20 protein-coding genes are annotated in these 22,385 nt (G+C 39.9%); 1 reads left to right on the top strand and 19 read right to left on the bottom strand.

From position 1 onward, the window contains the following. Positions 1-351: 351 nt before the first annotated feature. Positions 352-1,281, bottom strand: a complete 930-nt coding sequence (locus PQ479_RS16715) for a stage II sporulation protein SpoIIQ (protein ID WP_047986994.1) — start codon at positions 1,279-1,281, stop codon at positions 352-354. Positions 1,282-1,483: 202 nt separating this feature from the next. Here PQ479_RS16715 and PQ479_RS16720 point away from each other — a divergent pair, with 202 nt between their 5' ends. Further along, positions 1,484-2,074 carry a dihydrofolate reductase family protein gene (locus PQ479_RS16720; protein WP_047986993.1) on the top strand — a complete coding sequence of 197 codons (591 nt, stop codon included), beginning with the start codon at positions 1,484-1,486 and terminating at the stop codon, positions 2,072-2,074. A 45-nt stretch (positions 2,075-2,119) separates the two neighbouring features. Here the strand turns inward: PQ479_RS16720 and spoIID are convergent, their stop codons facing one another. The 18 genes from spoIID to PQ479_RS16810 all read right to left on the bottom strand — a co-directional run bounded on the left by spoIID (position 2,120) and on the right by PQ479_RS16810 (position 21,657). After that, complete coding sequence (gene spoIID / locus PQ479_RS16725; protein WP_047986992.1) at positions 2,120-3,148, bottom strand: stage II sporulation protein D; 1,029 nt, start codon at positions 3,146-3,148, stop codon at positions 2,120-2,122. 382 nt (positions 3,149-3,530) lie between these two features. Further along, entirely contained in the window at positions 3,531-4,847 is a 1,317-nt protein-coding gene (gene murA, locus PQ479_RS16730) for a UDP-N-acetylglucosamine 1-carboxyvinyltransferase (RefSeq protein ID WP_047986991.1), read from the bottom strand. 44 nt (positions 4,848-4,891) lie between these two features. Next, the gene (locus PQ479_RS16735) at positions 4,892-5,656 is read right to left on the bottom strand and encodes a YwmB family TATA-box binding protein (RefSeq protein WP_053070272.1); all 765 of its coding nucleotides are present in this window, start codon (positions 5,654-5,656) and stop codon (positions 4,892-4,894) included. A gap of 129 nt (positions 5,657-5,785) precedes the next feature. Continuing rightward, positions 5,786-6,097 (bottom strand): DUF1146 family protein, encoded by a 312-nt coding sequence (locus PQ479_RS16740; protein ID WP_273717104.1) that lies wholly within the window; start codon positions 6,095-6,097, stop codon positions 5,786-5,788. A gap of 1,123 nt (positions 6,098-7,220) precedes the next feature. Beyond that, entirely contained in the window at positions 7,221-7,622 is a 402-nt protein-coding gene (locus PQ479_RS16745; protein WP_047986989.1) for a F0F1 ATP synthase subunit epsilon, read from the bottom strand. A gap of 155 nt (positions 7,623-7,777) precedes the next feature. Further along, positions 7,778-9,190 (bottom strand): F0F1 ATP synthase subunit beta, encoded by a 1,413-nt coding sequence (atpD, locus tag PQ479_RS16750; RefSeq protein ID WP_047986988.1) that lies wholly within the window; start codon positions 9,188-9,190, stop codon positions 7,778-7,780. A gap of 78 nt (positions 9,191-9,268) precedes the next feature. Further along, entirely contained in the window at positions 9,269-10,135 is an 867-nt protein-coding gene (gene atpG, locus PQ479_RS16755; RefSeq protein ID WP_047986987.1) for an ATP synthase F1 subunit gamma, read from the bottom strand. A gap of 282 nt (positions 10,136-10,417) precedes the next feature. Beyond that, positions 10,418-11,926: a F0F1 ATP synthase subunit alpha gene (gene atpA, locus PQ479_RS16760; RefSeq protein WP_047986986.1), complete on the bottom strand. Its 1,509-nt coding sequence runs from the start codon at positions 11,924-11,926 to the stop codon at positions 10,418-10,420. Between the two features lie 21 nt (positions 11,927-11,947). Continuing rightward, entirely contained in the window at positions 11,948-12,496 is a 549-nt protein-coding gene (locus tag PQ479_RS16765) for a F0F1 ATP synthase subunit delta (protein WP_047986985.1), read from the bottom strand. Continuing rightward, complete coding sequence (gene atpF, locus PQ479_RS16770; protein ID WP_047986984.1) at positions 12,493-12,999, bottom strand: F0F1 ATP synthase subunit B; 507 nt, start codon at positions 12,997-12,999, stop codon at positions 12,493-12,495. The genes PQ479_RS16765 and atpF overlap by 4 nt, the downstream gene beginning before the upstream one ends. 181 nt (positions 13,000-13,180) lie before the next feature. Further along, positions 13,181-13,396, bottom strand: a complete 216-nt coding sequence (gene atpE, locus PQ479_RS16775; RefSeq protein ID WP_047986983.1) for a F0F1 ATP synthase subunit C — start codon at positions 13,394-13,396, stop codon at positions 13,181-13,183. Between the two features lie 71 nt (positions 13,397-13,467). Continuing rightward, complete coding sequence (gene atpB / locus PQ479_RS16780) at positions 13,468-14,184, bottom strand: F0F1 ATP synthase subunit A (RefSeq protein ID WP_273717107.1); 717 nt, start codon at positions 14,182-14,184, stop codon at positions 13,468-13,470. Positions 14,185-14,197: 13 nt separating this feature from the next. After that, a complete protein-coding gene (locus tag PQ479_RS16785; protein WP_047986982.1) occupies positions 14,198-14,590 on the bottom strand; it encodes an ATP synthase subunit I in 393 nt (130 codons plus the stop codon). A 2-nt stretch (positions 14,591-14,592) separates the two neighbouring features. After that, positions 14,593-14,811, bottom strand: coding sequence for an AtpZ/AtpI family protein (locus tag PQ479_RS16790; protein ID WP_047986981.1), 219 nt, complete (start codon positions 14,809-14,811; stop codon positions 14,593-14,595). Between the two features lie 1,017 nt (positions 14,812-15,828). Further along, positions 15,829-18,165 (bottom strand): S8 family serine peptidase, encoded by a 2,337-nt coding sequence (locus PQ479_RS16795; RefSeq protein WP_273717105.1) that lies wholly within the window; start codon positions 18,163-18,165, stop codon positions 15,829-15,831. Positions 18,166-18,875: 710 nt separating this feature from the next. Next, positions 18,876-19,505: a uracil phosphoribosyltransferase gene (upp, locus tag PQ479_RS16800; RefSeq protein WP_047986980.1), complete on the bottom strand. Its 630-nt coding sequence runs from the start codon at positions 19,503-19,505 to the stop codon at positions 18,876-18,878. A gap of 233 nt (positions 19,506-19,738) precedes the next feature. Further along, complete coding sequence (glyA, locus tag PQ479_RS16805; protein ID WP_047986979.1) at positions 19,739-20,980, bottom strand: serine hydroxymethyltransferase; 1,242 nt, start codon at positions 20,978-20,980, stop codon at positions 19,739-19,741. A 122-nt stretch (positions 20,981-21,102) separates the two neighbouring features. Further along, positions 21,103-21,657 carry a TIGR01440 family protein gene (locus PQ479_RS16810; protein WP_047986978.1) on the bottom strand — a complete coding sequence of 185 codons (555 nt, stop codon included), beginning with the start codon at positions 21,655-21,657 and terminating at the stop codon, positions 21,103-21,105. Positions 21,658-22,385 lie beyond the last annotated feature (728 nt).

A 22,385-nucleotide genomic window follows, 5' to 3' on the forward strand; every position in this document is an offset into this window, starting at 1 on the left:
TAAACACATCGTCTTACTCGGCTTCATGATTATATTCCATCTTCATCTCAAACCTGTTTGACGTTCCAGCCTTCCATTTACACGCTTAGGTTTTAGCTTAAGCTTTGTTTTCGCTTAAGTTTCCGCTTAAGTTCTAGTTTAACCTTAAGTTTCCGCTTGAGTTCCCGCCTAAATTTCACCTTAGTTTTGCGATTGTTACTCGGTCGTTAACGTTGTTACTACCATCTACAACTAGTAGGGATGAGATTTCTATATGTTACTTGCTTTTGCTATTTTTTTGTTTGTGAATTTGTCAAACCCTTTTGTTTCACTCGCCGCGTTAAGACTATGACTATTTAAAAGTAAAGGTTATTAAATTTGATAAGTGACACTACCTAAAGTTTCGCTTGCTTCATCTTCATTCGCATCACTGTCTTTGTCTTCACTGTCATCTTCTTTGTCTGCTTCTTTATCATCTTCAGAACTAGAAGCATCCGTAGATTCTGGTGTTACTTCAGTAGATTCCGAACCTTCTGTTGGCTCTTCCTCTTTACCTTCCTCTTCATCTACCTCAGCTGCTGCTTTGATAACATCAAAGATTGCATCTACTGGCTGCTCAAAAAGTTCAGTCGGATTAATAGGAACGCCATCATGACGGACTTCAAAGTGTACGTGGACACCTGCATCCTTGTTGTACTCATTTCTACCTGCTTGTCCAAGTACATCGCCTTGTTCAACGGTATCTCCCACTTCTACTTCAAGATTCGCTAGACTGTGATAATACGTAACTAAACCATCACCATGCTCTAACTCTACAACATAACCAAAGATTGGTTGTTTTTCAGCTTTGACTACTGTTCCCGTTAAAGCGGAAGAGACGTCAAATGAATCTTCTTTATTTGGCATTGCATAATCCAATCCAAAATTTTGATGGAATGAACTATTATAGCTTACTAGAGCTGCTTGCTTTTCTTCTGATGTACCGTTATGGTCATAGAACATACCTACTAATTCAACCTTTGACTCATCCGCTGGCATTTTTAGAAGTTCTTTGGCTACTGCCGCTTCTACAGCTTCCTCGTCATAAGCTAAATTAGGATCGTTGACTTCCACTTCACCATCTTGATTTGGATTAGTAGAATCTTGTTGACCATTTAAAATAAAAACTGCACTTAGAATTCCGGCTGCTACGATTAAATATAATGCGGGAGCAAGCCAACGTTTTCTCATAAGACGTTTAAGTTGCACACTCAATGATTTTTCTTCAGTTTTCGAAGTACGTTTGTTTTCGTCTTCTCTCATTGTTTCATCACCTCAGCAATCAGTTTGATCAGATTAAGAGGTTTGTATACATCTTTCAAAAAATTTTTTCGATTATTTTTCGACAAAGGCGTCTTTTTTATGCATCTTTATGAAAAAAAGCCAAGTTTTATTGATATGAAAAGGTTTTTTCTAAAAGGTAGCGAACTAGTTTAGAAGAAGTATGAGAACAAGAGGTGAGAAGATGAGGAAGGTTATTGCTCAAGTCATGCTGAGTGTTGACGGCTATTTTGAAGACGCCAAACAACGCTTAGATTGGCATCATGTCGATCAATCCTATCATCAATATAGTGAAGAATTGCTGCATCAAACAGATTATCTATTATTTGGAAGAAAGACCTATGAACATATGGCTTCTTTTTGGCCAACTGATCACGCGTATTCTCTATTTCCTAAAACCGCTAACTATATGAACCAAACCCCTAAGATCGTTGCCTCACATACGATGAAAGATTCAAATTGGCTTCAAACCGAGATTATAAACGAGGGCTTATACATTCGTATTTACGATTTAAAAAACGAGGACAAGAAAGGATATATTCTCTTATTAGCGAGTGCCCAATTAAATGACGCTCTATTAAAAAATCAATTATTAGATGAATTACATGTGATTGTCACCCCTATTCTACTTGGCCAAGGTACGCCTTATTTCAAGGATGCTAGTGTTCGGCTCCAGCTGCTTGAATCAAGAGTATTAGGAGCTGACCAAAAAAGTCAGCCAACTGACCATACTTCTGGCAACCTTCTTTTACGTTACAAACCACTTTATGTATAGCAAAGAACACCTGTCAGCTCAGACAGGTGTTTGCGAGAATTTCTTTTATTTTTTGGCAAGGTGTTTTTCTAACAGCGGTTCTGATTCTTGAATCGATATATCTTGGTAATAATATTTGACGATTTCATCATAGTTTTTTCCTTCTAGAGCCATACCATTCGCTCCATATTGGCTCATCCCGACGCCGTGGCCCCAGCCTTTTGTTTGAATAATTACTTCATTGCCCTGTCTTTGCCATTGGAAATCAGAGGAGTCTAAGCCTAAGCTTTCTCTAACCTCTCTACCCGATTTTTCTTTGCCATTAATATTTACAGAGGCAACTCGGCCAGTTTCTGTCCGCGATAAGATTGTGCCGACCGTTCCGTCATCTGGCAATGTTACTTGTAGCTTTGCTTCAAAGTCCGTTACCGGCATTCTTGTTTCTCCTGTAAAACGTGGTGAAGCTTGATCCCACGGGCTTGCTACACTTTTTAAATAAGGTGTCTCATATTTGTAGTAATCCTCAGAGTTCTCGGTATAGCCGTTACTCGTAGAGAAAAATTGGGCCGAGATCGGTTGCTCATTATACGTTAAAATTTCTCCCTTTGTTGATAGGACTGCCTCTTTGACCTTCGCATAGTTCTGCTCATAATCTTTTCCCCATTTTTCCTTTAGCTGTGCTTCGTCCTTATACACTTGATAGTCGGTCGTATCGGTCACATGTGCTCCATTTGGTACTTCTAAGTTTTCTTGATTCAATAAGTATTGTAAAACAAAGGTACGAGCAGCTAACGCCTGTGCTTTTAAAGCCTCTAATTCAAAAGATGCATGCATTTCAGAACCAACAACCCCGATGACATATTCTTCTAATGGGATTTCATCAACCTCAGAGGTGGCACTTCTATAAACAGCGACATGGACATCTTCTTCACTTTGATAATCATTCGTTTCACTGTTATATGAGGTTGTTTCTGGTTCAGCTTGTAAGTTGTTTAATGCTTCATTTGAGGAATTTGACCCTCCTAAAACAAGCATCGTTGGTACTAAAAGAACCGCCACACAAAAAATAATTCCCACAATCATTAAGCGTCTCATTCATTAGCTCCTTTATTTGTTATCTCTCTACAAAAACTATATGTAGTACGAGGAAAAGATAGAACATGATTTAGTAGATTTGCCAGACGATTCTATATGTATGGAAAAATAACGTTTTTCTTGGCACCTGGTCACAAAATAAGTCGATGCTTGACCTCATTTAGCACTCTAACAGCTTAACCAGGAACAGCACATGTAAAACCGGAAATAATCAAATTAATAGGATTCGCTTAAATGAAAGAGTCAATTTTAATTAAACGTTTCATTAAATAGCAAAAAACCATCACTTCGCTTCATGATTCATGAAATCTAAGAGATGGTTTTATTTGAATAATCATCTGGAGACAAAAGCTCTCTCCATGTAATGAGCTTACGACATGATTTACACTAAATTTGTTTTCGCTTCAGCCGTTTGAGTAACGTCCTCTGTAGTCATAGCTTCATCGTTATAACGCTCAACTTTAGCACCGATACCTTGAAGTTTACCTGTTAAATCAACATAACCACGATCGATATGTTTTAACTCGGTTACACGCGTAACACCGTCCGCTACAAGTCCTGCAATGACTAAGGCAGCACCTGCACGTAAATCTGTCGCGGCCACTTCTGCACCTTGTAAAGAGTTCGGACCGGAGATAATCGCAGCACGGCCTTCAATTTTAATATTACCATTCATACGACGGAATTCTTCTACATGCATAAAACGGTTTTCAAATACGGTTTCCGTAATAACGCCCGTACCTTCTGCTCTTAGTAATAAAGCCATCATTTGTGCTTGCATGTCTGTTGGGAATCCTGGGTGTGGCATTGTTTTTAAATCAACAGATTTCAGCTTCTTAGGTCCAATAACACGTAGGCCTGTCGGCTCTTCAATGATTTCTACACCCATTTCCTGCATTTTAGCAATAAGTGGACGTAAGTGCTCACTTACCGCACCCTCCACTAATACATTTCCTTCTGTAATCGCTGCAGCCACCATAAATGTTCCTGCTTCAATACGATCTGGAATAACCGTATGCTCCGCACCATCTAAAGCGTCTACACCTTCAATGCGGATTACACCTGTACCAGCTCCACGTACTTTGGCTCCCATGGAATTTAAATAGTTAGCCAAACAAACAATTTCAGGCTCTTCTGCTGCATTTTCTAAAATCGTTGTACCTTCAGCTAATGCTGCCGCCATCATAATGTTTTCCGTTGCTCCAACACTTGGGAAATCTAAATAGATTTTTGTCCCTTGAAGACGTCCATCAATACGAGCTTCAATAAAGCCATTCCCAATCTCTACTACTGCTCCCATTGCCTCAAAGCCTTTTAAATGCTGATCAATCGGTCTTGAGCCGATCGCACATCCACCAGGTAATGCGATACGTGCTTTACCAACACGCGCTAAAAGTGGACCCATTACCAAGAATGATGCACGCATTTTACGAACGTATTCAAACGGTGCCTCCGTTTTTAACGCTTTTTCTGCATTCACTTTAAAAGTGCCATCTTTGTAATCAACATCAATATTCAAATTACGTAAAACTTCTTGCATAGTGTATACATCAGCCAATGAAGGCACATCATAAATATGGCTCGTGCCGCGGCCAGCTAAAATCGATGCAGCAATCACAGGTAGCACTGCGTTTTTAGCACCAGAAACTTTTACTGTGCCATTTAACTTGTTGCCACCGTGGACAATAATTTTTTCCAACGTATTCCCCTCCGCGTCTAGAAATTATGGTCTCTTCTATATTATCAATATTCAGTCGTAATAATAGGCGTTCCTATTGTCACTGTCGTCCTAGAGCCCAATCCTTCTTCTTGTCTAATGGCTAGCTGTAAATTCATGTCCTGATTGTTCGTAGTAATGGCTTGGTCCCAGTCCTTTAAATAGCCTGAAAAGGAGACAAAAGACTCTTCTTGCAAGGCTTCTACCGTTTCAGCATGTAAAGTTTGGAGTAAGTCATTGGCTACATCAGGTAACGGCTTTCCATTTTCAAAAGAAATTGAGTTCTGACTTGATTTAATTTGTGTATAAACAGTTGCTTCATTTAATGAGAAAAAATCAATTCGTTTGTCTAAAAGCGGTTCTAGTTGCTTAGATGAAAGAGTATGTGCGTAGGATCCTTGAAGTGTATATGTGTGCGAAAGTTGGTTTTGTCCTTGCTGCGGATAAGCAAATAACGAAATCGTTTCTTGCATGTCCGTATCAGGAACTTGATGAGTTAACACAGCTTTCCATTCTTGCTCGGATGTATCAAAAGCTGTTAGTTCCCATCCATCTAACTCTTTGCTCACGATATGTACATGTTGTTCAAAAGCTCCTCGGTCCAAAATAATGCCCTGTTCATCTCTAATTAAAAACTGCCACTCATCAATGTCCCAATTTTTCTCTTCGGCTAATTCCAGTAAATCATTAGCAGCTTGAACATTGGAATGACCCCCTAAAGAATTCGCAAATTGTACAGCTACGAGCCCTAAAAGAAGTACCACAACAAACCAAATTTTCCCCATTTCCATTTTTGCTTCCCCTCTCCTTAATAACTCTTACTAACATTTTTACCAAGTAGGGAGTGAGCATACATGGAAGTTGTAGTCACTTTTCGACATCTTCATCAGGTCTAAAACTTACAGATTAAACCATTTTTCTTAAAATAAATATCTTAGCATTTGTGATGATTGATAATAGCTTAGGAAAAATTCAGTTAACAAATGGGCAAGTGCAAATGTAAGAAGAACTTGTAATACTTTCGCTCTCGTCCCTTTTGGGTCTCGCAAAAATACATCGAAACGCACGGCTTGCAACGCCCACCATGTGATACCTAAAAACAACACATTCACAAAAATATGGATAAGTGCCTGTTGCCCAAAATCATCAAACATGGTATTAACTCCCTTTTCTACTAAATCAATCAAAATTCGACAAAAATCAGCCGATTGGCTTGTCAGGATTGTTTTCATTTAAACAATCCAACTCTCATAATAACGTATCTGTTCCAAAAAATCTATAGAACAAATATGGAATTATATAGTTGTACAGACCTATTTTTTTGTTAAATGTGACAATATCAAGAACGATAAGGCTCATATACATATAGTGACTGCATCACTTTTAACTATGTACCCAGAAAACGTTACATTTAATCATCAAAATTAAATTGGGCTACTATATTAACGAAATGAAATGGGGAAAAGTTTCATTTTGGAATGAATTTGAGGAGCTGCTTTGTTGAGATAATCACTCTTTTGGCTTTCTTATCTTCACATTAACCGCCTCTTTGTGCAGATAATCGTCCTTTTGGCTTTCGTATCTTCACATTAACTGCCTCTTTGTGTAGATAATCGCACTTTTGACTTTCTTATCTTCACATTAACTGTCTCTTTGTGCAGATAATCGTCCTTTTGGCTTTTGTATCTTCACATTAACTGCCTCTTTGTGCAGATAATCATCCTTTTAGCTTTCTTATCTTCACATTAACCGCCTCTTTGTGCAGATAATCGCACTTTTGGCTTTCGTATCTTCACATTAACTGCCTCTTTTTGCAGATAATCATCCTTTTAGCTTTCTTATCTTCACATTAACTGTCTCTTTGTGCAGATAATCGCACTTTTGGCTTTCGTATCTTCACATTAACTGCCTCCTTGTGCAGATAATCGTCCTTTTAGCTTTCGTATCTTCACATTAACTGTCTCTTTGTGCAGATAATCGCACTTTTGGCTTTCTTATCTTCACATTAACTGCCTCTTTTTGCAGATAATCGCACTTTTGGCTTTCTTATCTTCACATTAACTGCCTCTTTTTGCAGATAATCGTCCTTTTGGCTTTCTTATCTTCACATTAACTGCCTCTTTTTGCAGATAATCGCACTTTTGGCTTTCGTATCTTCACATTAACCGCCTCTTTGTGCAGATAATCATCCTTTTGGCTTTTATATCTGCTTATTTATCCACATTACCCTATTACCACATTACCCCTCCCGCCTCTCCACACACCGAAATCACACTCGCCACCCTCTCTCAACTACCGTAATAAACCAAAAAAACAGCTCATCCACATATGGGATAAGCTGTTTTAATTAAAATTTTATTGACCAGATACGTCAAGGCGGTTCATAGCACGTTGCAGTGATAATTGAGCTCTTTTGGAGTCAATTTGGTCTTGGCGGATTTCCCCAAGACGTTGCTCAGCACGTTCCTTCGCTTGTTTTGCACGGTCAACATCGATATCTGAAGGCAATTCTGCCGCTTCTGCTAAAATCGTTACTTGGTCAGGGCGAACTTCAATAAATCCACCACTTACCGCAACCTTTTCAACAGAGGAGCCTTTCTTCAAGCGTACAGCTCCGACAGTTAGTGGAGCGACTAATGGAATGTGTTTTGGTAAAATACCGAGCTCGCCGTCAACCGTACGAACACTTACCATATCTACATCGCCATCATACACTTTGCCATCAGGAGTTACGACATTCACATTAACAGTTGGCATGTAAAACCCTCCTCAATAGCAATACGGGTTTTGATAAACTTTTCTACTAAAAGTTCATCTTATTTGTAAGGAAAGCTAGTTGTGACTTGCACCACTAGCTCCCATAGAGACCACCGAAGCGGTCATGTATCACACTACACGGAAACCAATGAGCATTAAGCCATTTGTTTCGCTTTTTCTACTACCTCTTCAATACGACCAACAAGACGGAATGCATCTTCAGGAAGGTCATCATACTTACCTTCTAAGATTTCCTTGAAGCCTTTTACCGTTTCTTTAACAGGTACATAAGAACCTTTTTGACCAGTAAATTGCTCAGCTACGTGGAAGTTTTGCGATAAGAAGAATTGAATACGACGAGCACGTGCTACGATCATTTTCTCCTCTTCAGAAAGCTCATCCATACCAAGGATCGCAATGATATCTTGAAGTTCGTTATACTTTTGAAGTGTTTGCTGAACTTGACGAGCGATTGCATAATGCTCTTCTCCTACAACCTCTGGAGAAAGGGCACGTGATGTAGATGCTAATGGATCCACGGCTGGGTAGATACCCATCTCAGATAACTTACGCTCTAAGTTTGTTGTTGCATCTAAGTGAGCGAAAGTTGTTGCTGGTGCTGGATCTGTATAGTCATCGGCCGGTACATAAATTGCTTGGATTGATGTAACAGAACCAACTTTAGTTGACGTAATACGCTCTTGTAATTGACCCATTTCCGTAGCAAGTGTTGGTTGGTAACCAACGGCAGATGGCATACGACCAAGAAGGGCGGAAACTTCGGAACCTGCTTGTGTGAAACGGAAGATGTTATCAATGAATAAAAGAACGTCTTGTCCATCTTTATCACGGAAGTGCTCAGCCATTGTTAATCCAGAAAGAGCAACACGCATACGCGCACCAGGTGGCTCGTTCATTTGACCGAATACCATAGCTGTTTTCTTAATAACGCCTGAATCTGTCATCTCGTGGAATAAGTCATTACCTTCACGAGTACGCTCACCAACACCGGCGAATACAGAGATACCACCGTGCTCTTGAGCGATGTTATTGATAAGTTCTTGGATAAGAACGGTTTTACCTACACCCGCTCCTCCGAATAGACCGATTTTACCACCTTTGATATAAGGAGCTAATAAGTCTACAACTTTAATTCCTGTTTCAAGAATTTCTTTACCTGTAGATAGCTCGTCAAACTTAGGTGCTTCACGGTGAATTGGAGAACGCGGTACATCTGCTGCAACTGGACCCGCTAAGTCAATTGCTTCTCCTAATACGTTAAAGACACGACCGAGTGTCGCTTCTCCAACTGGTACGGAGATCGCGTCGCCTGTATCAACAGCTTCTGTACCACGAACAAGTCCGTCTGTAGAAGACATCGCAACAGTACGTACAGTATCATCACCGAGGTGAATGGCTACTTCTAATGTTACATTAACGTCAACTGCATTTTTATCCGCGCCTCTTTGTTCAACGCGTAATGCATTATTGAGTTCAGGTAACTGTCCGCTGTTAAACTTTACGTCAACAACTGGACCCATTACTTGAGTAATGCGACCTGTATTCATTTTTTTCCCTCCTATTTGGCTATCAACTACTTTATCGACAAAGTAGTGTTGTCCGTATCATTCCATTGAATTTGTTTGCTACTCTAACGCAGCTGCTCCGCCGACGATTTCGGTAATCTCTTGCGTAATCGCAGCTTGTCGTAAACGGTTAAATGTTAATGTCAAGTCATCAATTAAACCTGAAGCATTATCAGTGGCTGCACTCATCGCAGTCATACGAGCACCGAACTCACTTGCCTTTGCATCAAGTAATGCACCGTAAATTAAGCTTTCTGCGTATTGTGGAAGTAATGTTTCCAAAATGACAGATTCAGATGGCTCATAGATATACTCACTACTTGCTCCTGCACTTTCCTTTGCAGCCATGTCTGTTAAAGGAAGTAGCTTTTTCTCGGTAACATCTTGTTTGATTGGATTGACAAAGTGGTTATACCATACATATAACTCATCAAAAATGCCGTCTGCAAACATTTCAACAGTTGTACGGGCTACATTTTTAATATCATTAAATTCAGGTTGATCAGGTAAACCGATTAATTCCTGAACGATTGGAAGATTACGTTTTTTGAACAAGTCACGTCCGATACGACCCATCACAATAATCGCATATTCATCCTGTGATTGATGACGAGATTCAATTGTTTTAATTAAATCACGTACCAAGTTACTGTTATAACCACCAGCAAGACCTGTATCAGAAGTCATTACTACATAACCAGTTTTTTTCACGGGACGAGATTCAAGCATCGGGTGTGAAACTTCTGTGTTAGAAGAAGCAATCCCTTCTACCACCTCACGAATTTTATCCGTATAAGGTTGGAATGCTTGAGCTTTGCTTTGAGCACGGTTTAGCTTAGCCGCCGAAACCATTTGCATCGCCTTCGTAATTTGTTTCGTCTTTTTTGTAGACGTAATACGAGCTTTTATATCACGTAATGAAGCCACTTGTTTCACCACCTTTAAAGAAAACTCGCGGAATGGCAAGCCTTGAAAAGGCGAAGTCAGAAGCTTAGTTGCACTTATACTTCACACCTCAAAATCTTTACCACGTCGACAGGCTTCCTTGCTAAAATTTTATACTTCCTAACGTGCTTGAAAAACTATACATTCAAACGCACATGCACGTGAACGCAAAACTTTTGTAATAGAAACGAGGTCTAAAGACTTTTTACACAGGAGCAACCCATTGCTTAGATCACCCTCACAACTTTAGATCCTACGTCCTAATTACTTGCTAACCGTAAAGCCTTTTTTGAACTCTTCGATTGCTGCTACTAAGTCAGCATCCTCAGGCAAGGCACCTGTTGAACGGATATGGTCGAATAATTCTTTCTTGTTATGCTCGATGAATGTGAACAATTCTGATTCAAAGCGAAGAACATCTGCAACTGGAACATCATCCAAGAAGCCTTTTGTTAATGCATAAAGAATCACAACTTGTTTTTCAACAGAAAGTGGCTTGTGTAAGTCTTGTTTTAAAATCTCAACTGTACGTTGACCACGGTTAAGCTTCGCTTGTGTTGCTTTATCTAAATCTGAACCAAATTGAGAGAATGCTTCTAGCTCACGGTAAGCAGCTAAGTCTAGACGTAGTGTACCGGCAACTTTTTTCATTGCTTTAATTTGGGCAGAACCACCAACACGAGATACCGATAAACCTGCGTTAACGGCAGGACGGACACCGGAGTGGAATAAGTCAGATTGTAAGAAAATTTGTCCATCTGTAATGGAAATTACGTTTGTTGGAATGTAAGCAGATACATCACCAGCTTGTGTTTCAATGAAAGGTAAAGCTGTGATTGAACCGCCACCTAAATCGTCATTTAATTTAGCTGCACGCTCTAATAAACGAGAGTGTAGGTAGAATACATCCCCTGGGAATGCCTCACGACCTGGAGGACGACGAAGTAATAATGAAAGCTCACGATAAGCAGAAGCTTGTTTTGTTAAATCATCATAAATAACTAAAACGTGCTTTCCGTTGTACATGAACTCCTCACCCATTGTTACCCCAGCATAAGGAGCTAAGAATAACATTGGAGCTGGATCTGCAGCTCCTGCTGATACAACGATTGTGTAATCTAGTGCACCTTTTTGACGAAGTGTTTCAACTACACCTGCAACGGTTGATTCTTTTTGACCAATCGCTACATAGATACAGATCATATCTTGGTCAGCTTGGTTAAGAATCGTATCAATCGCAATCGCTGTTTTACCAGTTTGACGGTCACCGATAATCAACTCACGTTGTCCACGACCAATTGGTACCATAGCATCAATTGATTTAATACCTGTTTGTAGTGGTTCGTGTACAGATTTACGAGCCATTACTCCCGGAGCTTGTGCTTCGATTGGACGAGACTTAATTGTGTTAACAGGACCTAAACCGTCAATAGGTTGTCCTAAAGAGTTAACAACACGTCCTAATAATTGTTCCCCTACCGGAACCTCCATGATACGGCCTGTACGTTTTACTTCGTCACCTTCACGGATGTCTCTGTAAGGTCCTAAAATGATAATCCCGATATTATTTTCCTCAAGGTTCTGAGCCATTCCCATTACACCATTTGAGAACTCAAGCAATTCTCCTGCCATTACGTTCTCAAGGCCATGAGCAAGTGCGATACCATCACCGACACGGATAACTGTACCCACATCTTGTACTTGAACATCAGATTCAAAATTCTCAATCTGCTGTTTAATTAGAGAGCTAATTTCCTCTGGTTTGATGCTCATATCATTCACCCCTATCTTCTACTAGCGTGTTCCCGTTACCAATTGACGCTCTAAGCGATTAAGCTGTGCTTTTACGCTTCCGTCAAAAATACGGTCACCAATACGAATTTTCAAGCCACCTAAAAGGTCAGCATTTACTACGTTATGAATTAATAGCTGAGCTTTGCCTACTTTAATCGCAAAAACTTGGGCTATTTGTGATTTTTCTTCTTCTGTTAAAGCTTTCGCTGAGTAAACCGTTGCCTCAGCAATATTTTGTGCTTCATATGATAAAGCAACAAATTTATCAATCATTGGAACGAGAATGTCCGTACGCTTACGGTCTACAAGTAAACGAAGCGTATTCACAACTTCTAGACTTAAAGTCCCTTGAAAGCTTGATTGAATAAACTGTTGTTTTTGCTCCTTAGTAAACTTAGGGTTTGCTAAGTATTTAGCAAATGCAGGTGTTGTTTTCAAAACTTCCTTCATTGCTTTTAGCTCTTCAACAGCTTGGTTCAAAGTTCCTTTTCCTCTTGCTGCTTGAAAAAGGGCACTTGCATAACGATTCGCTACAGCTACATTACTCATAGCTTACCGCCTACCTCTTTAATGTACTCTTGTACAAGCTTGTCTTGTTCTTCTGCATTAAGTTCTTTTTCAATCACTTTCGTTGCAATTAGAACAGAAAGACTTGCTACTTGCTCACGAAGCTCAGAAACAGCGTGTTCTTTTTCACGTTGAATTTCTGCTAAAGCTGCGTCCTTAATGCGCTCGGCATTAACTCGAGCTTGCTCTAAGATCTCTTGACCTTGTTGCTCGCTAAGCTTTTTCGCATTTTGAACAATTTCATGTGCTTCCGTTCGAGCATCTTCTAATGCTTTCACTTGATCTTTAATATATTGCTCTGCCTCTTTACTTCTTGCTTCAGCGCCTTCAATTTGGTCATTAACCATTTGCTCACGCTTTTCCATAATGCCAAGAAGTGGCTTTAAAGCGAATTTACTTAATAAAGCAAGTAATGTTAGGAAAGCTACTAATTGAAAAAGAATAGAGCCTACCGGCACGACAAAACCAAATAGTTCTACTGTCATTGTCCTTCACTCCTTTCATGGATGTGAGAATTTCTTCAAAATCTTCTATGTTTCAATACTACTAAAAGCGGTTATAAAATACATAAATAACTGTTAAAGCTTACACAAGCAATGGCGCAGCCCCATTATGGATGCTGGCGCCATTAACAAGTGCAATAATTGCGTCGCATAAACGACAAGATTAAGCGTTACCCATGATTAGGAAGCCCATAACGATCGCGATGATTGGCACGGCTTCTGCAAGAGGTACCCCAATGAACATTAATGTTTGTAATGTACCTTTAAGTTCTGGTTGACGAGTTACTCCCTCGATAGTTGCTTTTACAATGATAGCTACGGCGATTGCTCCCCCGACAGCTGCTAAACCTGCAACAATTGCTGCTCCTAATAAACCCATGATAAATTTCCTCCCTATAGTTAAAAAGATATTTTATAATTTTTGCTCTTTATGAGCGTTGTACCAAATAATTAGTGTGCCTCAACTTTGTGAGCCATATAAACCATTGCGAGCATCGCAAAAATGTACGCTTGCAATGAACCAATAAACATACCAAATGCTTGCCAGATAACGGTTGGCAAGAATGCACCAAATGCACCAAACAAGCCTGATGAACCTAATCCAACGAGTAGAACCATTAAAAGTTCCTTCGCATATACGTTACCGAATAGACGCATACCTAATGTTAACGTATTAGCAAACTCCTCAATAATTTTAAATGGAAGTAAGAACCAGACTGGTCGAACATAGTCTTTCAAGTATTCTCCCACTCCACGGATTTTAATTCCATAGTAATGTGTAAGAATGATAACTAAGGCTGCCATTGTTAAAGTCAGGGCTGGATCGGATGTAGGTGATTTCCACCATACTTCATGTGTATCCTTATTATAAATTTCAAAAGGAATCCCGAGTAGGTTCGCCACAAAAACATAGAATAACAGTGTAAATGCTAGTGCGATAAATTGACCACCGACTTTCCAACTCATATTCGCTTTAATAATTCCGCGAACAAAGTCGACAACCCATTCTAGGAAGTTTTGCATACCTGATGGCTTCATGGACAAGTTTCTTGTTCCAATAAAAGCAATCAAGAAAACAATAATACAGGTCACAGTTGTCATTAATACGGTAGACATATTGAAATCAAGGCCCATTATGTTTCTCATAGGCTGAATATGTGCCAACATTTCCATCTTTATTTCACCTCTTTCTGCCACTTTGAGTTAGTGTATCCACAAATATAATGACATAAATCAGGGAAATCCCTGCAATGACCGAGTATAAATTCACTTCATCAGGAAATTGCATTGCGATATACAGTGCAAGAATGACAAGTGAGATGCGTATTAGATAGGTCAAACCAGCGAACAGAACTTGCAATTGACCGCCTTGAAATGACTTATCGGTAATACGACCAATGAGAGAAGTTTTTTGGAAAATCGTTAAAAGATTAAGATAACTAACCAAAAAACCTAATGATAAACCGAGGAATATTTCCGGAATTGGTGTTACGACATAACAGACAGCGAATCCAACCATAGCAATCAGAAAGATGACTGTATATTGCTTCATTTTACTACGAAAAGAAATCATCACTAATCTCCTAAATAAGGTTGAATGGTTTTAAACACTGCATAAAACGCAACACCTAGCCATGTAAATAATGAGATAATTAAAAAGAGCGGCTGTGAGTCGAATCGGTCATCTAACCACATTCCTATAAAAACACCAGCTAGCGTGCAAACCACAATGTATGTCGAAATGATTGATACAAGTGCCATTGCTCTAAAAGGACTCTTTTCAGGATTCGACATTTGCGTCTCCCTTCTAACTCTTATCAGGCTTGTCCAAGGTCTTACTTTGTCTAGATATGTAACCCTTATCATCACATTATATCCTTTGTAATCGTACAATAGGGAAAACCAAGTGTCAATTGGTTTTCCCATGAAAAAATTGGAGAATTTCAAGCAGGGTCGAAAGTTCACATTTCCGACAAAAAAATAAATGACTGGATCAATTTTATCCTACTTATTCGTTCCAGTCTTTTCTATTAATATAGTCTATCTTTCCCATCCTTATGCGAACGAGCCAAAATAAGTTTCTCCCCTGCTCAATTGTTTATTTTGTGCTAATAATGTGAACAAACTTTGACAAGGCTCGCAATTGTAGGATTTGGGGATATTAGTGTGGAGTGAAGGTGGGAGTTGAGTTGTTGGGGAGAAGGCGGTGAGGCGGTTGTTGAGTTGTCGAGGAAGAGGCGGTGGATGGTGGGAGGTGAGAAGACGGGGCGGGTTGGCAGCAGGGACGGGTTGACGAGGCGAGACGACGACCTCCTGTTATGTTTGATAGGCTGAGTAATTGTGCAGATACCACTCCCTTTTGCTCTTGTATCTTCACATTAACTCTCTTTTTGTGCAGATAGCACTCGCTTTTGCTCTCGTATCTTCACATTAACTCTCTTTTTGTGCAGATAGCACTCGCTTTTGCTCTCGTATCTTCACATTAACTCTCTCTTTGTGTAGATACTGATCGTTTTTGATCTCGTATCTTCACATTAATCCTCTTTTTGTGCAGATAGCACTCGCTTTTGCTCTCGTATCTTCACATTAACTCTCTTTTTGTGCAGATACCACTCCCTTTTGCTCTCGTATCTTCACATTAATCCTCTTTTTGTGCAGATACTGATCGTTTTTAACAACGTATCTTCACATTCAGCCCCTATTTGTGCAGATACTCTCCACCCTTCTGCCCGTATCTTCACATTAAACACAACTTCCCCCCTAATCAGCTTCACTTCCATAATTCCCACTGACTCACATTACATGCACGCGCTACTCTTCGTCTGTACCTTGGCTTTTAGGTGGGAGCTCAGCACCTATCAAGATCCAGGCTTCGACCGCATCTTCCCTTCCTTCTTGTTTGGCATAAACAAGTGCCTTATAGATGCCATCCTCAAGGTCAATATCATGGATTTCTCCACCGACCATACCTCTCCCTAAATCATATTGAACATCTAAATAGGTTAAAAATTGAAACGTATCTGGGTCATATACAGCAATCCCTACTTCTTCCGCTCCTCCAGGTAAATAAAGCTCATAGCGATAGCTATCCACCTTATCACCGTGTCCAAAGTGAAACGACATCAGGCGGGGATAATCAGGTTCTTCGATAAAAAAGACAAAAGGAACCGAAACCTTATCTGTCCCACCTTCAATGAAAATATCACCGTGATGTAAACCTTCCGCGAGCACACTAGGCATTAAGTCTACAGAAAGCTCAATTTCTTTTTTTTCACCTGGTGCAATCGTCGTTGCATAAGGCACTTTCCATTGGATACCATCTGGCACATCAAAAGGGGGTATAACATGATACGTTCGAGCAACATCATCTTGATTGTCTATTGTGAAACGAAGGGTTCTTTTCTCACGTAAATCATCTTTGGTCCACTTCCCAAATGTTAAAGCAGCCGGATAGACAAGTGTTTTCGCAGCAACAGCTTTATCAACTTGAATTCGCCCAGCCCCTTGTTCGTGCGGGAAATAGGGTTCACCTTCTTGTGTATATAGTTTTTTCGATGTATTCATAAGAGCAGCCTTCACTTGCTCTGGATTCCAATCCGGATGAGCTTGCAAAATAAGAGCAGCCGCTCCAGCAACATGTGGCGATGACATACTCGTTCCATTTAAACTAAGATAACCTCTCGGAATTGTACTATTAATCGAAACTCCCGGAGCGACCAAGTCAGGCTTAACCTCCCAAGAGTGAGTCACAGGACCTCTTGAACTAAATGGAGCAATGAAATCCTGTTCTTTTCGATAAACCGTTCTTACGTGTAAATCTTCCTTTTTCTTCTTTTCCATATGCTGCAAAAGCCATTCCCCATCCTCTTTCGAGACACTAACCGCTGGTATTTTTACACCACCTTCTATCGCTCCAACAAAACTACCAGATAAATTGTTATAAATGATAACAGCTTCTGCACCCGACGCATGTGCGGCTAACACTTTTTCATTAAAAGGAATGAGTCCACGTTTTATTAAAGCAATTTTTCCTTCAGCTTCAATTTCAGCAAACTCCTCTTTCGTTCCATATCCTACTTCTACTAACGGCAAGTCTCGCATAATGTTCCAAGGTAATGCCCCACCCATCGGTAGTAAAGTTAACTCTTTCGTCTCTCCTGCAAGCGTAATATATGGTGTTTTAATTGGTGGTGCAGACGCACCCACTGAAATCGCCTTGGATGAAGTGCCCGGAGAACCGACTGTCCACATTTTCGGACCACTATTTCCATTCGAAGTCACCGCGACAACCCCAGCTTCCACCGCTTTATCCAAAGCAATACTCGTTGGCCAGTCAGGACCATTTACTGTATTTCCAAGCGACAAATTTATGACATCAACCCCATCTTCTACAGCTCTTTCAATTGCCTCAATCACTTGCTCTGTTGTCCCTTGACCACCAGGCCCAAGGGCACGATATACATACAATTCCGCTTCAGGAGCAACCCCTTTTAAAGAACCATTAGCCGCAATAATTCCTGATACATGGGTACCATGTAAAGTGGGGACACCTTGATTCGGCTGAGTTTCCATCGGATCAGAATCATCATCAACTACATCATAACCACCACGATAATTAATTTGCAGATCCGGATGACGATAATCAATCCCCGTATCAATAACGGCAACTTTGACACCTTTTCCCGTTAAATGAGTGCCATGAAAACCCATTCTATCAAGGTGACCTGCCCCTATAAAAGGCACGCTTGTTTCAATATTCGCTTCAAAATAGGCTAAACGATCCACTCGTTCAATGGCTTCGATTTCTTCTAATTTTCCTAGCTCTCTTTTAGGCAATTCCATCGTAAAGCCATGATAAAGGGTGGTGAACTTTTTTCGAATCACTGCCTCAGGAACTTGGTCCTTAATCTCTTGAATGAGCTCATTCATATCACCTTTCGCCGTTACTATTACAATTTCCTTACGGTCTAAATCTTCATCGTCCTCTGAGAAAACAGGGCGTAATGGATATTGAGTACTGTCTCTATTCGTTTGAATATGTATGTCAAATTCGGTTTCCTTTATTTCATTAGCAAAAACCACTTCTAAGCTAGATAGCGACTGAATGCAAAGGACCACTACTAACATTGATAAAATTCGCTGCTTCAAGAATATCATCCCTTCTCCCTACCTTTTATTTGCCATCGTTCATCATGATTGTTTTAGTATGGAAATAAACCCATAGAAACATGTATGAAAAAATGTCAGAATTACTATGAATATCAACAAAAAACAGCCAGTATAACTGACTGCCACAATGATTATATAAGCAAGGTATTACTTAATGTCATCAATGGAAATATGTGTAATTTATTCACTTTACTCAATCTTTTTTACCTATGAGACAAATGAGTCACTATAAACAATGATAGCTCCCATCTATTTTAATGGCTCTTCAACTCATAATCTCCGCACCAATTTTGATGCTACGATTACGAAATGAGACACTTACGATTAATAATCAACTCTGTAAAGGCACGTTATCACGACACCTGTTTTCTCACCATAATCTTCAGTTGTAGATAAACCCGTTTTTTCACTACTACCACTCTGCCTCTTACCTCTCCTGTTGTAGATAAACCCGTTTATTTACCACTACCACCTTGCCTCTGTCCTCTCCTGTCGTTATTAATCTATCGTCTCCCCTAAATATATCCAGGTAACCACGTTTTTTAACCAAAACCCACTGATACGATGTTAAATCTCAAATCCAAAATACCGCCAATGTCACCAAAATTTTTAGATTGAATCCCTCTATAAAAATCAAAAGGAAAACCCACTGAGTTCAAAAGTGACTCAAGTGGGTTTAGATCCATGATTTATTTTGTACCGAATAAACGGTCACCAGCATCACCTAGACCAGGAACAATATAGCCGTGGTCATTTAACTTCTCATCTAATGCTGCTAAATAAATGTCAACGTCAGGATGTGCTTTTTGTGTCTCGGCAACACCTTCAGGAGCCGCTACAAGGCACATTAATTTAATTTGCTTAGCACCGCGTTTTTTCAAACTATTGATTGCTTCAATTGCCGAACCGCCTGTTGCTAGCATTGGGTCAATTACAATAAATTCGCGTTCTTCCACATCATTAGGAAGCTTCACATAATACTCAACTGGTTTTAGCGTTTCAGGGTCACGGTATAAACCAACATGACCAACTTTTGCTGCAGGAATCATGCGTAAAATTCCGTCCGTCATCCCAAGCCCCGCACGTAAAATAGGTACTAAACCAAGCTTTTTACCAGCAATGATTTTTGACTTTGCCTTTGCAACTGGTGTCTCAACCGTCACCTCTTGTAAAGGTAATTCACGCGTAATCTCAAAAGCCATTAAGCCAGAAACCTCGTCCACAAGCTCGCGGAACTCTTTAGTACCAGTTTCTTTATCGCGGATATACGTCAATTTATGTTGGATAAGCGGGTGGTCAAACACATATACTTTACTCATTTTATTAACTCCTTTTTTCTTCGTACCTAGACGAAGCTCATTTGAGCAATTCTCCTTGATGAATTTTACCGAAAAAACTCGATTGATACAAGCCCATATATGAGAATCTGGTTATTTTTTATTTAACAAAATAGTCTAAATAGAAAGGTTATATCATGTAACGCTGTTAATTATGCACCATTTCCACGATAAAAAATCTCACCCTCTATTCGTTAGGGTGAGATTCGTATGATTTACAATGCAGGATACATCGGGAATTTTGCTGTTAAAGAAGCAACGCGATTACGTATTTCTTCAAGCTTTTCTTCGTTTTCGATATTCTTTAATGTGAGGGCGATTAGCTCACCGATTTCATCCATCGCTGCTTCGTCAAGGCCACGTGAAGTCACAGCGGCGGTACCGATACGGATACCACTTGTTACGAATGGGCTTTTTGGATCGAATGGTATTGTGTTTTTATTCGTTGTAATGCCGACGCTATCTAAAGCATGCTCAGCAACCTTACCAGTTAAATCAAGTGATTGAAGGTCTAAAAGTAAAAGATGGTTGTCTGTTCCACCTGAAACAAGGTTAACCCCTTCGCTTTGTAACTTCTCTCCTAAACGCTTCGCATTCGTAATAACTTGTTGTGCATACTGCTTAAATTCTCCTGTTAAAACTTCACCAAAAGATACAGCCTTTGCAGAAATCACATGCATTAACGGTCCGCCTTGTATTCCTGGAAAAATCGATTTATCTATCTTTTTACCGAATTCTTCTTTACATAAAATCATTCCACCACGTGGTCCACGTAATGTTTTATGAGTAGTTGTTGTAACAAAATGCGCATGAGGAACTGGATTTTGATGAAGACCTGCAGCAACAAGGCCAGCAATATGTGCCATGTCTACCATTAAGAAAGCACCGACTTCATCGGCAATGTCACGGAATTTCGCAAAATCGATTTCACGAGGGTAAGCACTAGCACCCGCAACAATAAGTTTTGGCTTGTGTTCAATAGCCAGATTACGAACTACATCATAATCAATATAATGCGTTTCCTTGTCCACACCATATTCAACAAAATTATATTGAACACCACTAAAGTTAACAGGACTTCCATGTGTTAAATGACCACCATGAGATAAATTCATACCAAGTACCGTGTCACCTTGCTCTAGAATCGTAAAATAAACAGCCATATTCGCTTGAGCACCCGAGTGTGGTTGTACATTTACATATTCCGCACCGAAAATTTCCTTTGCACGGTCGCGGGCGATATCTTCGACGATGTCAACATATTCACAACCACCATAGTAACGACGTCCTGGATATCCTTCTGCATACTTGTTTGTTAATACAGAACCTTGTGCTTCCATAACCGCTTCACTGACAAAGTTCTCTGAAGCAATTAATTCAATCTTATCTCTTTGACGTCCCAGCTCTAATTGAATGGCTTCAAATACCTTTTGGTCTTGCTTTTTTAAGTTCTCCATCCTGTTACCCCTTTCGCTCCCATAAAATGATTCGGATTTGTGTAATTATTCTTGTTAATTCGATTTCATTCTACCATAAAAACAAGCACTTTTCCGTATTATATAATTAAATTAATGGAAAATCATTCATGTTCTACAGTTTGTTCATATACGGTCCTTACGCCCCCAATTAACTTTGGTCGGGTGATAGCCATCGTCACATGTGCGGAACCTAACACTTTTATCTCACTTCGAATCGGCACAACGACCTTTTTCAGATGCATACCAATGAACGTATCGCCTATGTCAAGGCCGCAGTCCGCTTGAATATCTTCCACTAAAACTGGATTCTTCATCTGACTGAAAGCGTAAGTAGCCATAGCCCCACCGGCTTTTCGAATCGGTATCGCCGAAACTGGCTCATAGCCTTTTTCTTCCGCTAATTCACGTTCAACCACTAAGGCACGATTGAGGTGCTCACAACATTGGAAGGCTAATTGAATCTTTTCTTTTTGAAGTGTTGAAAAAATGACAGCTGCTACATCTTGGGAACCACTTGTACCAATCCTCTCACCGAGTACCTCACTCGTCGAGCACCCAATAACCAGTAATGTTTTCTCCGTAAAAGGCTTAGCCAACTTTAAATCGTGAAGAAGTTGTTCCAAATCATGCCTCAATTGCTCCATGTTGATTTCCATAAGTTTAGAGGGCTCCTTTCAGTATTATTCTATAAGCCTTGCCGTATTTAAGAAGTTTTTATTGAGGGTGGGATAAAGGTTGAAGCTTAGAAGAGGAAGAGCAAAGGGCCCTTATGCTGCATTTTGGTTGCAAATAGGAACGTTTAACTTCGACCCTACCTTCATCGACATAATCTTAGTCTTTTGTTTGCGTGATCATGTCGACTAACCCTCTTTATCGACAGGTTCTTTGACTTTTTCACTCGTGATCATGTCGACTAACCCTCTTCATCGACAGGTTCTTTGACTTTTTCACTCGTGATCATGTCGACTAACCCTCTTTATCGACAGGTTCTTACCCTTTTTTTCTCATGATCATGTCGACTAACCCTCTTCATCGACAGGTTCTTACCCTTTTTTTCTCGTGATCATGTCGACTAACCCTCTTTATCGACAGGTTCTTACCCTTTTTTCTCGTGATCATGTCGACTAACCCTCTTTATCGACAGGTTCTTACCTTTTTTTTCTCATGATCATGTCGACTAACCCTCTTCATCGACAGGTTCTTTGACTTTTTCACTCGTGATCATGTCGACTAACCGTCTTTATCGACAGGTTCTTACCCTTTTTTTCTCATGATCATGTCGACTAACCGTCTTTATCGACAGGTTCTTACCCTTTTTTTCTCGTGATCATGTCAACTAACCCTCTTTATCGACAGGTTCTTACCCTTTTTTTCTCATGATCAT

It is taken from the genome of Alkalihalobacillus pseudalcaliphilus (genome assembly GCF_028610675.1).
Classification (GTDB): Bacteria; Bacillota; Bacilli; order Bacillales; family Bacillaceae_D; genus Alkalihalobacillus; species Alkalihalobacillus pseudalcaliphilus.

Coding starts and splice junctions, on each gene's coding strand:
- PQ479_RS16720 (WP_047986993.1), top strand. CDS start 1,484: ATGAGGAAGGTTATTGCTCAAGTCATGCTGAGTGTTGACGGCTATTTT.
- atpD (WP_047986988.1), bottom strand. CDS start 9,190: ATGAATACAGGTCGCATTACTCAAGTAATGGGTCCAGTTGTTGACGTA.
- spoIID (WP_047986992.1), bottom strand. CDS start 3,148: ATGAGACGCTTAATGATTGTGGGAATTATTTTTTGTGTGGCGGTTCTT.
- PQ479_RS16785 (WP_047986982.1), bottom strand. CDS start 14,590: ATGATTTCTTTTCGTAGTAAAATGAAGCAATATACAGTCATCTTTCTG.
- atpA (WP_047986986.1), bottom strand. CDS start 11,926: ATGAGCATCAAACCAGAGGAAATTAGCTCTCTAATTAAACAGCAGATT.
- atpE (WP_047986983.1), bottom strand. CDS start 13,396: ATGGGTTTATTAGGAGCAGCAATTGTTGCAGGTTTAGCAGCTGTCGGG.
- atpB (WP_273717107.1), bottom strand. CDS start 14,184: ATGTTGGCACATATTCAGCCTATGAGAAACATAATGGGCCTTGATTTC.
- PQ479_RS16745 (WP_047986989.1), bottom strand. CDS start 7,622: ATGCCAACTGTTAATGTGAATGTCGTAACTCCTGATGGCAAAGTGTAT.
- PQ479_RS16765 (WP_047986985.1), bottom strand. CDS start 12,496: ATGAGTAATGTAGCTGTAGCGAATCGTTATGCAAGTGCCCTTTTTCAA.
- upp (WP_047986980.1), bottom strand. CDS start 19,505: ATGAGTAAAGTATATGTGTTTGACCACCCGCTTATCCAACATAAATTG.
- PQ479_RS16715 (WP_047986994.1), bottom strand. CDS start 1,281: ATGAGAGAAGACGAAAACAAACGTACTTCGAAAACTGAAGAAAAATCA.
- PQ479_RS16740 (WP_273717104.1), bottom strand. CDS start 6,097: ATGAAAACAATCCTGACAAGCCAATCGGCTGATTTTTGTCGAATTTTG.
- PQ479_RS16790 (WP_047986981.1), bottom strand. CDS start 14,811: ATGTCGAATCCTGAAAAGAGTCCTTTTAGAGCAATGGCACTTGTATCA.
- atpF (WP_047986984.1), bottom strand. CDS start 12,999: ATGACAGTAGAACTATTTGGTTTTGTCGTGCCGGTAGGCTCTATTCTT.
- glyA (WP_047986979.1), bottom strand. CDS start 20,980: ATGGAGAACTTAAAAAAGCAAGACCAAAAGGTATTTGAAGCCATTCAA.
- PQ479_RS16735 (WP_053070272.1), bottom strand. CDS start 5,656: ATGGAAATGGGGAAAATTTGGTTTGTTGTGGTACTTCTTTTAGGGCTC.
- PQ479_RS16810 (WP_047986978.1), bottom strand. CDS start 21,657: ATGGAAATCAACATGGAGCAATTGAGGCATGATTTGGAACAACTTCTT.